Source organism: Microbispora sp. CA-102843 (genome assembly GCF_050936215.1).
Taxonomy (GTDB): Bacteria; Actinomycetota; Actinomycetes; order Streptosporangiales; family Streptosporangiaceae; genus Microbispora.
On sequence record NZ_JBNJNF010000001.1, the window covers coordinates 7,732,520 to 7,744,435 of the forward strand.

An 11,916-nucleotide genomic window follows, 5' to 3' on the forward strand; every position below is an offset into this window, starting at 1 on the left:
AAGATCAATAGGTTGAGCCTGCACAAGCTAGACGCGGGCCACAAGTGTGTCAACGGAGCCGGTCGGACGGGGGCTGCACCAGCTCCAGCGTGATGTCGTCGGGGTCGAGGAAGTAGCAGGCGTAGCCGCCCGCGTTGATCCCCGCCGTGATGGCGTTGGGCGGCGAGACGAACCGTACCCCGGCCGCCGACAGCCGCGCGTGCTCGGCGAGCGCGTCCTCGACCGTGAGCGCGAGGTGCGCAGCGCCGGGCAGGTGCCTGGCCGGGTCGCGCGCCTCGCCACGGGGATGTACGTACTCCACCAGCTCCAGGTCGTGGGTGGACACGCCCCGGGGCTGGCCCGGCACGGCGAGCTGGGCGATGCGCAGCACCGCGTCGGGATAGCCCACGAGCCTGCGGGTGTAGTCGTTGTCCTGGTCCTGCCGGTGCACGAGGGTGAACCCGAGCAGGTCGCGGTAGAAGGCGACGGATCTGTCGAGGTCGGCGACCGTGAACGAGAAGTGCCAGACGCCTCTCATCGCAGCGACTCCTGTCTCGTGGGCTCCACGCCGGACTCCTCGGATGGTTGCGGCGCGGCCTGCGCCTGTGAGTCGCGCACTCTGCGGACCTGGCGCTGGCGGCCGGCGATCGTGTAGATGGCCGCGGCGACGATGACGACCGTGCCGACGATCACGCCCTGGTAGTTGGCGCCCAGGTTGAGCACGTTGAAGCCGTTGTCGAGCGTGAAGAGGATCAGCGCGCCGACGACGGACTTCAGCACGCTGCCCAATCCGCCGAACAGCGAGGTGCCGCCGAGGATGGCCGCGGCGAGCACGGTCAGCTCGGTGCCCTGCAGGCCGGTGGGGTTGATGGCCAGCAGCTTCGCGGCGAACAGCACGCCGACGAAGCCCGAGCCGAGCCCGTTCAGGACGAACGCGCCGATCCGGTAGCGGTTGACGTTGATGCCGGACAGCCGGGCCGCCTCGGCGTTGCTGCCCACGGCGTACAGGCGGCGGCCGATCACCGTGTAGCGCAGCACGGCCCAGGTGACGCCGGCGATGACGATCAGGTAGTAGGTGGGCTTGCTGAGCCGCAGATCGAAGCCGAGCACGGGGTCGAGCACGGCCACGACCAGGCCGGCCGCCGCGATCACCGCGCCCTTGAGCGGGCTCCCGCCGGTCCGGCGGGCGAGCAGCGCCACCACGGCGCCGACGACCAGCGCCGCCACCCCGAGGATCGCCAGGATGTGCGGGACCGTCCAGTAGCCCGACTGCAGCGCGATCAGCGCCTGCTGCGACTCCGGGTCCTTCGCCGTGATCGTGCGTCCGTCGGTCAGGATCAGCACCAGGCCGCGTACGGCCGTCATCGTGCCCAGCGTCACGATGAACGCGTTGATGCCGACGAGCTGGACGATCAGGCCGTTCACCGCGCCGCAGACGAGCCCGGCGGCCAGCGCGACGGCCATCGCCAGCGGCAGGCCGAGCGAGCCGACCAGGCTGAGCGCCATCGCCGCGCCGAAGGCGGACACCGACGCGATGGACAGGTCGAAGTTGCCGCTGATCAGCACCACGGTGGTGAACACCGCGAGGATCGCGACCAGCGACGACTGGTCCAGGATGTTGATGACGTTGGTCGGCGACAGGTAGCTCGGCCGCCCCATCTGGCTCGACAGCAGCGTCAGCACGGCCACGATCAGCACGAGGGCGTAGACGACGCCCGCGTTCCCGGGGCGCAGCGCGGCGGCGGCGCGGGCGCCGAACGTCTTCCCGCGCGCCGTGTCTCCCGCGGCGCCTCCCGCGCTCTCAGGCGGCATCGTGCGCACCTCCGAATCCGTTGGCCAGCATCAGCAACTCCTCCTCGGATGTCTCGTGCGCCGGTCGCTCCGCGACGATCCGGCCCTCGCGGACGACGAGCACGCGCGTCGCCACCGCGAGGATCTCCTCGAACTCGCTGCTCACCACGAGCACGGCGCCGCCCTCGGCGGCGAACCTGCGGACCAGGTCGAGGATGTCGGCCTTCGCCCCGACGTCGACTCCGGCCGTGGGCTCGTCGAGCATGAACACCCGGGCCCCGCCGTACAGCCACTTGCCGAAGACGACCTTCTGCGCGTTGCCGCCGGACAGCTCGGTGACCAGGGCGTCGGGGCCGGGGCAGACGATGCCGAGGTCGCGGATGGCGCGCTCGGCGCGGTCGGTCTCGGCCGCCTCCCTGGGCAGCGCCCGCGCCGACGACAGCGACGTGAGGTCGGGCAGGGAGATGTTCTTCCAGATGGGGAACGCGCCCACGATTCCCTGCGCGTTGCGGTCCTCCGGGACGAGGGCCATCCCCGCGGCGACGGCCGCCCGGGGGCCGCGCCGCACGGGGCGGCCGTCCACCAGCACCTCGCCGCGGGCGCGGGAATCCGCGCCGTACACCGCGTGCAGGATCTCCGACCGGCCGGAGCCGAGCAGGCCCGCGATGCCGATCACCTCGCCGCGGCGCACCTCGAACGACACGTCGCGCACCCCGGCCGGCGAGCTGAGGTTCCGTACGGCGAGGGCCACCGGGGCCTCGGCGGCGACGGAGGCCGGGGCGCGCCGCTCGGCCGCGAGCAGGTCCCGCCCGACGATGGCCTGGACCAGCCGGTCCTCGTCGTAGGCGGCGGTCAGGCCCTCCTCCACCACGGTGCCGTCCCGCAGCACGGTCACCCGGTCGGTGAGCGACAGCACCTCGTCGAGGAAGTGCGACACGTAGAGGAAGGCGGTGCCCTGCGCCGACAGCCTGCGCACCACGTCGAACACCACCTGGCGCTCGCCCTCGGCGAGCGAGGCGGTCGGCTCGTCCATGACGACGAGGTTCGCGCCGATGGCGAGCGCCTGCAGGATGGCGACCATCTGCCGCTCGCCGATGGCCAGGTCGGCCACTTCGGCGTCCGGGTCGATCTCGTAGTGCACCCGCTCGAGCAGCCGGTCGAACTCGCGGCGGCGGGCGCGTGGCAACCGCCACGGCCCGGGGGCGCCGAGGAAGACGTTCTCCAGCACGGTCAGCGTGGGCGCGAGCGGGACGTGCTGCATGATCGTGGCGACGCCGGCCTTCCTGGCCGCGCCGGGGTCGCGCCAGACGACCTCCTCGCCCTTCCAGCGGACCGTGCCCGCCGTCGGCGCGTGCGCCCCGGCGATGACCTTGATCATCGTGGACTTGCCCGCGCCGTTGGCTCCGACCAGGCCGTGCACGCTGCCGGGGAGGACCGTGAGCCGCGCCCCCCGGAGGGCGACGGTGCCGTTGGGAAACGACTTGCCGACGCCCTCGAGGGACAGCAGCGGGGTGTCTACCATTGCGGCGTGCAGTCGGCGACGTTGTCCTTCGTGATGGCCGGGGTGTCGTACGTCACGAAGGCGGCGTCCTGCTTCTGCTCGCCGGTCAGGTGCTTGTAGAGCGTGTCGAGGGCGAGCTTGCCGAGGTCCTCGGGCTTGAAGCAGACGGTGCCGGCGATTTCGCCGGACGTCACGGCGTCGACGCCGAGCTTGCTGCCGCCGATGCCCACGATCTTCGCGGTGGAGTTGGCCGACTTCACGGCCTTGGCGCAGCCGACCGCCATGTCGTCCGACTCGGCGTAGAACAGCTTGACGTCGGGGTTGGAGGCGAGCATGTTCTGGCAGGCCGACTGGGCCTTGTCCTGCACCCAGTCGCCGGGCTGGCGGGCCACGACCTCGAACTTCGCGCCCTTGGCCTCCGCGGACTTCGGGAAGTCCTGGTAACGCAGGACGACCTCGGCGAAGCCCGCCGCGCCCTCGACCACGGCCATCTTGCCGCCCTCGGGGAGGATCTGCGCCGCCATCTCGCCGGCCTTGCCCCCGGCGGCCGGCTCGTCCTGCGTGACGAGCGCGACCAGACCGGGATAGACGTCCTTGAGCTGGCGGGTCTTGGGATCGCCGACCTGGGACGCGACGGCCACGGTCGGGATGTTCGACGCCTTGAGCTTGTCGGCCAGGCCCTGGGCGACGCCGGAGTCTACGGGCAGCAGCAGCACGCCGTCCGGCTGCTGCGCGATGAGGTCCTGCACGTCGTTGCTCTGCTTGTCGGCCTTGCCCTGGGCGTCCAGCTCGGTGATCTTCACGCCGAGCTTGGCGGCCTCGTCCTTGATGCCCTTCCCGATGGCGGAGGGGAACGGGAAGCTCAGGCCGAGGTTGGAGACGCCGATCGTGTATTCCTTCTTTCCCGAGTCGGCCTGGGTGGCGCCGTCGCCGCCGGAGCCGCCGCAGGCCGTCGCGCCGACCGCCAGGGCGGCCACGACGAAGAGTGCCTTCTTCATTGTTTCTCCTGCTCAGGGGAGGTCAATCGTTTGCTCAAATCGGGTGATGACATTTCATGACGTGCTCGCTCAAGGGCTCTCAGCCCTTCACGAGCGCTCGCACCTCCCCCGCGATGCGATCGGCATCCGGCAGCAGCGCCTGCGCCAGGATCGGCGCGGCCGGCATCCGGACATCGGGCGCCCCCACCCGGATGGGCGGCGCCAGCAGCGGGGCGCCCGCCCCGGCGACCCGCGCCACGACCTCGGCTCCGAACCCGCCGGTCACGTTGGCCTCGTGGACCACCGCGAGCCTGCCCGTACGGCCCGCGCTCGCGAGCACGGCCTCGGTGTCGAACGGGTTGAGCCAGGGCGTCTCCAGCACCTCCACCTCGATGCCGTCGGCGGCCAGCGTCTCGGCGGCTTCGAGCACCCGCGCGGTCATCGCGCCCCAGGTGACCACCGTGACGTCGGAGCCGTGACGGCGCACCCGCGCCCCGCCCAAGGGCTGGACCGGGCCGCCGACCGTCACCTCCTCCTTGGCGCCGAAATAGAGGCTCCTGTTCTCGATGACGAGGACCGGGTCGTCGCAGTGCACCGCGGTCACGAGCAGGTCGTAGGCGTCCTGCGGCGTGGACGGCATGCACACCCGCAGCCCGGGGACGTGCAGGAACAGCGCCTCCAGGCACTGCGAGTGCTGGGCGCACGCGCCCGGGGCGTTGCCCTGCTGGGTGCGGATCGTCATCGGCGCCTTCAACCGGCCCCCGGAGACGTAGCGGACGTTGGCCGCCTGGTTCACGATCTGGTCGAGCGCCACCAGCGAGAAGTCGGCCCACATGATCTCGACGATCGGGCGGCGGCCCATCATCGCCGCGCCCACCGCGCTGCCCAGGATGGCCGACTCGCTGATGGGCGTGTCGAAGGCCCGGTCGCCGAACTGCTTGCGCAGCCCGCGGGTGACGCCGAACACGCCTCCGGGGAGGCCGACGTCCTCGCCGTACACGAGGGTCTCGGGCAGCTCCGCCATGAGGCGGTGCAGCGCGGCGTTGACGGCCTCGCCGTAGTTCAGTTTCCGGATCTCCTGCATCGTCTCAGGCATAGAGGTGCTCCCTCGCGGTCGCGGGGTCGGCGAACGGCGCGGCCAGCGCCGCCGCGGCGGCGGTCTCCATCTCGGCTCTCGCGCGGGCCTCGACCGCGTCGATCTCGGCGGCCGGCACCCCGTCGGCGAGCAGGCCCGCGCGCAGCCGGGCGATCGGCTCCCGCGTCCTGATCCGGTCCATCTCCCCCGGCTTGCGGTAGTTCTCCGCGTCGCCGATGTAGTGGCCGACGATGCGCTCGGTCATGCACTCCAGCAGCGTCGGGCCGCCGTTCTCCTTGGCGACCTCCAGCGCGTCGCGCACGTGGAAGCGGACGGCCTCCACGTCGTTGCCGTCGATGCGGTAGCCCGGCATGCCGTACGCCGCCGCGCGGTCGGCGAGCCTGCTCAGGCGGACCATGTCGGCGATCGGGGTCAGCTCGGAGTAACGGTTGTTCTCGCAGACGAAGACCACAGGCAGGGAGAAGGCGGCGGCGAAGTTCATCGCCTCGTGCACCGCGCCCTGGTTCATCGCGCCGTCGCCGAACACGGTGACCGCGGCTCGGTTGGATCCGTCGTAGCGTCCGGCGAGCGCCGCGCCGCAGGCGATCGGGGCGCCCGCGCCGACGATCGAGTTCTCCCCGTGGAAGCCGTACTCGGCTGCGGTGAAGTAGGCCGATCCTCCCCTGCCGCCGTTGACGCCGGTCTCCCGGCCGAGCAGCTCGGCGAACATCCGCTCGGCGGGCACGCCCCTGGCGAGGGCCCAGCCGTGTCCCCGGTAGGTCGCGAACAGCGCGTCCTCGGGCTCGAGCACCTCGCAGGCGCCGACCGGGATCGCCTCCTGCCCGATGCACAGGTGGACGGACCCGACGATCGGGCCCGCGAGGCGCAGCTCCCGCACCTTTTCCTCGAAGGCGCGCACGCGCCACATCGCCAGCAGATCCGCAAGCCGTCGCTCGCTCATTCGCCGGACTCCTCGTTCTCGTGGGTCATGGTTGCCTCGCCGCGCCATCCCGCGAGCGCGGCCACGCAGACCGCCTCGGCGTCGCCGACGTACGACTCGGGGGGCAGCGGCAGCGAGCCGAGCGTGGCCAGGTCGTCGGGACCGGCCACCTCGCGCAGCGTGTCGGCCAGCGCGCCGCGCCGGGCCCGCGCCTCGTGCGCCGCCTGGTAGACGAGGTCGTGCGCCCGCTCCCGGCCGAGCGCCGGGGCCAGGCGCATCATGTACGCCTCCGCCATGATGAGCCCGCCCTCCGCGTCGAGGTTGGCCCGCATGGCGTCGGGGAAGACGCGCAGGCCCTCGGCCACCTCTGCGGCCGTGGCGAGCGCGCCTGCGGCCAGCTCGGCCAGCAGCGGGACGGCGTACCACTCGATCTGCCACTCGCCCGCGGCCCGCTCGTGGCCGGCCTCCATCGCCCGGAACAGGGCCGAGCTGAGCGCACCGGCCGTGGCCGACATTCCGATGACGGCCTCGCAGCCGATCGGGTTGGCCTTCTGCGGCATCGTCGACGAAGCTCCGCGGTGGTGCCCGCCCGCCTCGCGCACCTCGCCGACCTCGGTGCGGGACAGGTCCACCACCTCGCGGGCGAACCGGGCGGCGGTGGCCGCCACGCTCGCGCACGTGACGCCGAACTCGGCGATGCCGTCACGGGCCACGTGCCAGGGCACGTCGGCGGCCGCGAGGCCCAGCCGTACGGCCATGCCCTTCCTGACCTGGGCCGCCTGCTCGCCCATGGCGGCGGAGGTGCCTCCGGCGCCGAAGAGCGAGACGACGCGGACCCGGCGCTCGGCCGCCCTGACACGCTCGCGCTGCCGGGTGAGCTCCGCCAGCAGCACCGCGAGCTTCGCCCCGAACGTCGTGGGCACGGCCTGCTGGGCGTGTGTGCGGGCGGCGATCACGGTGCCCGCGTGCTCCTCGACCAGCCGGGCGAGGGCGTCGCCGAACGCGCCGAGCAGCGCGGCGAGCCGGTCCAGGGCCTCGCCCATCTGCAGCGCCACGCCGCTGTCCATGATGTCCTGGGTGGTCGCGCCGTAGTGGACGCGGCCGTTCGGCCCCTCGGGCAGCGCCGCGGCGATCATGCGGACCAGCGGCAGGATCGGGTAGCCGACGTTCACCGCCTCCCGCCACAGGCGCTCGACGTCGACGTTGTCCAGCACGCAGGCGCCGGTGATGGCCTCGGCGTCGGCGACGCTGATCACGCCCGCGTCGGCCTGCGCCTGCGCCAGCGCGGCCTCGACCCGCAGCCAGGCGAGCACGGTCCGATCGGCCGAGAAGATCGTCGCCATCCCGGCGTCGCCGAACAGCTCCGGCAGGAGCTTGAAGGTCTGCATCGTCAGTCCATCTCCAGTCCGCCGTCGACGTTGAGCGCCTGGCCGGTGACGAACGAGGCGAGGTCGCTGGCCAGGAACAGCACCGCTGCGGCGATCTCCTCGGGCCGGCCCGGCCGCCGCAGCGGCGACCGGTCGCTCACCTCCTGGAGGTATCGGGCGCCGGCGTCGGGGCCGAAGTGCTCGTCACGGTCGGCCATGATCTCGTCCCACATGCGGGTGAGGATGACCCCGGGGCAGACCGCGTTGACGCGCACCGGGGCGAGCGCGAGCGCCGCCGACTTCGTCAGCGACAGCAGGGCCGTCTTGGTGGCCGAGTAGTGCGCCGCGTTCGGCCGTCCCGACCGGGCGGCGACCGAGGCCAGGGCGACGATCGACCCGCTCCCCTGCTCCACCATGCGCCGACCGGCCGCCTGGGTGAGCCAGAACGCGCCGTTCAGGTTGACGTCGACGATTTTGCGCCACTCGTCCGCCTCGACCTCGAGCAGCGGGGTCGTCCGCATGATGCCGGCGCAGTTCACCAGGACGTCGATACGGTCGAGACCGTCCACCAGCGCCCTGGCCTGGCCGGGGTCGGCGATGTCGGCCGCGCGGGCCTCCGCCCCGACGGCGGCCGCGGCCTCGGCCAGCGGCGGCCCCTCCAGGTCGGACAGCACCACGCTCGCGCCGGCGTCGGCGAGCGCCCGGGCGCACGCGACGCCGAGCCCTCCCGCGCCACCGGTCACGAGCGCCGTGCGCCCGCTCAGGTCGATAGTGACTGCCATCCCCGATGGTCTCCCTTGGTCGCGTCCGGCCGATCGCCGTCCGGTCGCTCGTGTCCCGGTGGCTGTACGGCGGGAACGGAACGGCCTCGTACGCCGTTGTCCGCCACAGCTCGTCAAACGATTGACCAGACCATAGCAGCGGCCTCACAAACCGGACAAGAGGTTGGTCAATCGTTTTTCTTGCGCGATTAACGGGAGCGCCACGGCGTCGTCACGCCCGTGAGCAGGCCCTCCGGCGTCAGCGCCAGCCGAGTTCGGCGTGGAAGGCGTCGAGCGCCCGCGCGAAGTCCTCGCGGGCCAGCCGCGCCCCGGCGTACGGCCCGGCCGTGACCGGCTCGTCGTGGAACCGGGCGGGCAGCTCGTCGGGCCCGCCGCCCTCGCGCAGCGCGTACGCGCGCATGAGGTCGAGCCGCGCGGCGCCCGCCGCGAGCAAATCGTCCAGCGTGCACTCGGCCCCGGTGACGGCCGTGACCAGCGCCGTCAGGCGGTCGAGCGTCAGCGGCCTGGTCGGCGACGAGGCGAACAGGCAGATGTTCCACGCGTCGAGGGCGCTCCACAGGCGCAGCAGGCGCGCGGTGCGCCGCCCGCGTCCGGCGTCGAGCAGGCCGACCGGCGCGGGCTCGGCGCCGATTCGCGCCGCCTCCGGCAGGCAGTAGGCGAGCGCGCCTCCGGGTTCGAAGTCCAGGTCGTGCTCCAGCGCGTCGTAGCGCGGCCCGTTGGGCGCGGCGGCGTAGCCCAGCCCGAGGCCCGGCTGCACGCGCGGGTCGAAGCACGGCACCTCGGCGCCCTTCACGGTCATCGCGTACGGCGCGGCGTCGGCCCCGAGCTTGTCCGCGGCACGGGCCGAGCCCTCGGCGAGCAGGTCGCCGAGCGCGCCGCTCCTGGTCGCGACGTCGCGGGCGAGCACCGTCACCGCCGCCGCGTCGCCGAAGGAGGGCCCTTCAGGAAGCAGGCCGCGGGCCGCGCACTCCATCGCGAAGGCGACCGTGCCGCCGAAGGAGACCTGGTCGAGACCGAGGTCGTCACACAAGGCGTTCAGCGCGAGCACGGCGCCGGTGTCGTCGATGCCGAGATTCCAGCCCAGGGACGGGAACGCCTCCTGGCCGAGCCCTCCGGTCCTGCGCTCCGGCGCGTCGAGCGGCGCGTACGTCTTGAGGCAGTCGTTCGGACAGCCGGGGCAGCTCCCGCTCGTGGCCACGGCGCGCCCGTCGTAGTCGGCCGTGGACGGAACCCGAAGCCCGCTGTCGCCGGTGTGGGAGAAGTTCCGCACGCTCAGGTAGCCGGGCGCGGGCGGCTCCCCCGTCCAGGCGCCGAACCCCGGATCGGCGTGCTGCCAGGCCGCGAGCGCGTTGCCGGGCAGCGCGGCGCGATAGAAGGCCGCGATCTCGGCCAGGGCGCGCGGGTCGGACACGGCGGCCGGGGCGTCCCCCACGCAGACGATCGCCTTGAGGTTCTTGGCGCCGAGCACCGCGCCGAGGCCGTACCGGGCCGCGGGGTAGGCGTAGTCGGTCACCACGCTCGCGTAGCGGACCAGGCTCTCCCCCGCCGGCCCGATGGCGGCGACATGCGCGCGCTCGCCGTGCCGCGCGCGCAGCGCGTCCGTGGTGGCGGCGATGCCGAGGCCGCGTAGTTCCTCCGCCGGGTGGACGCTCAGCCGGCCGTCCTCGACCAGCAGGTACGACAGCCGCGCCGCCCGGCCGGTGATCGCCAGCGCCTTGGCGCCCGCGCCCCGGATCCCGGCCGCGAACGGCCCCAGGGCGTGGGCCTCCCCCGCCACCCCGGTCAGCGGCGACTTGGCCAGGAACACCGCCTTCGCGAGCCCCGGCGCGGCCACCCCGCCGAGGATCCCGGCCGCGACGTACAGCAGGGCCCGGGGATCGTACGGGTCGAGCCCGGCCGTGGTGCGCTCGGTCAGCAGCCGCAGGCCGAGGATCGACCCGCCGAAGTGGCCGGTCTCGGCGGACCGGTCCTCCCGCTCGACGGACCCGTCGGTGAGATCAACGACAAAGGGCACGAGTGACACTCCTCACAAAGGGGGCGATTGTGGCGGATAACCTACTCGCCCTCCCCGCGGAGCATCGACACCGTGGGGCTCGCTCCCGCAGGGACCGGGTCTTTGTCATCTCGGCGGCCTGGGGGCGGACACGCAGAAGCCAGCCGTTCGCCATCACCTCCGAGGAACAGGCCGAACTCGACCGCCTCGACAAGGAGTACGCCGCCCTGACACCCCCGCCACCATGCTGGCCGTCGCCCAGCTCTACCTGCGGGACGTGCCCGGCCTGGCGGGGCCGCCCGGCGCCGACGTCCTTCAGCTCCTGTGGTGCCCACGCGATCATCGGCCCCACTACTGTCCCTCGCCCATGCTGCGCTGGCGACGCTCGGCCGACGTCACCGACGTGCTCACCGAACAGCCCGAGCCCGAGGTGATGGAGTATGACAGCTATCTGCCCCTGCCCTGCGTTCTGTATCCCGAGCAGGTCGTCGAGTACCCCTACGAGGACTTCCTGCCCAGGGATCTGAGGAAGCGGATCCGGACCTGGGAGAAGTCCAGCGGGCGCCGCTACTTCTCCGAGCTGTCGATCGCCGGCGGCTGGAAGGTGGGCGGTTACGCGGCCTGGAATCTCACCGACCCCTACCCGATGGTCTGTGAAGACTGCGGGGCCGACATGGACCTGCTCATGAAGATCGACAGCGGAGAGTGGGACGGAACGGAAAGCTGGCGGCCCCTGGAGGACGCCGGGCCCGAGAACGAGTTCAACGAGCACCCGAACCGATGGCAGCCTACGGAGATCACGATCGGCCGTGGGTATGCGCTCTGGATCTTCACCTGCCCCGTCTCGTTCGACCACCCGCACGGAGTGAGCATGCAGTAGCCGGAACAAGACCTTGATCAGATACTCAGGCCTGGATGACGTGGTCGAAGTGGCGAAGCTTGCCGTCGGGCGGGTCAGGACGTGGCGGGTGGGGCGAGGTCGCCGGGGATCAGGCCCATGCCGTCGGGGACGGCGGCGGGGTCGGAGCCCACATGCAGCGGCTTGTTGTCCTTGTCGACGAAGACGACGCGGGGCTTGAGCGCCTTGACCTCCTCCTCGGCGACCAGCGCGTACGCGATGATGATCACGAGGTCGCCGACCGAGATGAGCCGGGCGGCGGCGCCGTTGATGCCGATCACCCCGGAGCCCGCCGGGCCCTCGATGACGTACGTGGACAGGCGGTTGCCGTTGTCGATGTCGACGATGTCGACCTTCTCACCCTCGACGAGGTTCGCCTCGGCCATCAGGTCCGCGCTGATCGTCACCGAGCCGACGTAGTGCAGATCGGCCTGCGTGACGGTGGCGCGGTGGATCTTCGACTTCATCAGCGTGCGGAACATGATCTCCCACCGGGGTACGGACGGCCCTCCTCACGAGCGTCCTCGATGGTATGTCACGCCCCGAAATGCCCAGTCGTCAGCCTTCGACGGCGGCGCGCATCGGCCCGGCGAGGTGCGAACTCGCGCGGGCC

Annotated in this window: 11 protein-coding genes; 1 reads left to right on the forward strand and 10 read right to left on the reverse strand. The window is 72.3% G+C overall.

Annotated features, from left to right (window positions below; translation table 11 throughout):
* Positions 1–49: 49 nt before the first annotated feature.
* From ACQEVJ_RS35795 to ACQEVJ_RS35835, 9 genes are all read right to left on the reverse strand, one after another.
* On the reverse strand, positions 50–517 hold the full coding sequence (locus ACQEVJ_RS35795) for a VOC family protein (RefSeq protein ID WP_433108920.1): 468 nt from the start codon (positions 515–517) through the stop codon (positions 50–52).
* Positions 514–1,791, reverse strand: a complete 1,278-nt coding sequence (locus ACQEVJ_RS35800; RefSeq protein WP_433108922.1) for an ABC transporter permease — start codon at positions 1,789–1,791, stop codon at positions 514–516. Before ACQEVJ_RS35800 ends, ACQEVJ_RS35795 begins: the two co-directional genes overlap by 4 nt.
* On the reverse strand, positions 1,781–3,292 hold the full coding sequence (locus tag ACQEVJ_RS35805; RefSeq protein ID WP_433108924.1) for a sugar ABC transporter ATP-binding protein: 1,512 nt from the start codon (positions 3,290–3,292) through the stop codon (positions 1,781–1,783). Before ACQEVJ_RS35805 ends, ACQEVJ_RS35800 begins: the two co-directional genes overlap by 11 nt.
* Positions 3,286–4,269 carry a sugar ABC transporter substrate-binding protein gene (locus ACQEVJ_RS35810; RefSeq protein ID WP_433108926.1) on the reverse strand — a complete coding sequence of 328 codons (984 nt, stop codon included), beginning with the start codon at positions 4,267–4,269 and terminating at the stop codon, positions 3,286–3,288. The genes ACQEVJ_RS35805 and ACQEVJ_RS35810 overlap by 7 nt, the downstream gene beginning before the upstream one ends.
* Before the next feature lie 79 nt (positions 4,270–4,348).
* Positions 4,349–5,344 (reverse strand): alpha-ketoacid dehydrogenase subunit beta, encoded by a 996-nt coding sequence (locus tag ACQEVJ_RS35815; protein ID WP_433108928.1) that lies wholly within the window; start codon positions 5,342–5,344, stop codon positions 4,349–4,351.
* The gene (locus tag ACQEVJ_RS35820) at positions 5,337–6,284 is read right to left on the reverse strand and encodes a thiamine pyrophosphate-dependent dehydrogenase E1 component subunit alpha (protein ID WP_433108930.1); all 948 of its coding nucleotides are present in this window, start codon (positions 6,282–6,284) and stop codon (positions 5,337–5,339) included. Before ACQEVJ_RS35820 ends, ACQEVJ_RS35815 begins: the two co-directional genes overlap by 8 nt.
* Positions 6,281–7,651, reverse strand: coding sequence for a class-II fumarase/aspartase family protein (locus ACQEVJ_RS35825; RefSeq protein WP_433108932.1), 1,371 nt, complete (start codon positions 7,649–7,651; stop codon positions 6,281–6,283). The genes ACQEVJ_RS35820 and ACQEVJ_RS35825 overlap by 4 nt, the downstream gene beginning before the upstream one ends.
* A gap of 2 nt (positions 7,652–7,653) precedes the next feature.
* Positions 7,654–8,412, reverse strand: coding sequence for an SDR family NAD(P)-dependent oxidoreductase (locus tag ACQEVJ_RS35830; protein WP_433108934.1), 759 nt, complete (start codon positions 8,410–8,412; stop codon positions 7,654–7,656).
* Positions 8,413–8,650: 238 nt separating this feature from the next.
* Positions 8,651–10,426 (reverse strand): aldehyde ferredoxin oxidoreductase C-terminal domain-containing protein, encoded by a 1,776-nt coding sequence (locus ACQEVJ_RS35835; protein WP_433108936.1) that lies wholly within the window; start codon positions 10,424–10,426, stop codon positions 8,651–8,653.
* A 223-nt stretch (positions 10,427–10,649) separates the two neighbouring features.
* Here ACQEVJ_RS35835 and ACQEVJ_RS35840 point away from each other — a divergent pair, with 223 nt between their 5' ends.
* Positions 10,650–11,285, forward strand: coding sequence for a hypothetical protein (locus tag ACQEVJ_RS35840; protein ID WP_433108938.1), 636 nt, complete (start codon positions 10,650–10,652; stop codon positions 11,283–11,285).
* A 74-nt stretch (positions 11,286–11,359) separates the two neighbouring features.
* Here ACQEVJ_RS35840 and panD read toward each other — a convergent pair whose 3' ends face one another.
* Entirely contained in the window at positions 11,360–11,785 is a 426-nt protein-coding gene (gene panD / locus ACQEVJ_RS35845) for an aspartate 1-decarboxylase (protein ID WP_433108940.1), read from the reverse strand.
* Between the last annotated feature and the right edge of the window lie 131 nt (positions 11,786–11,916).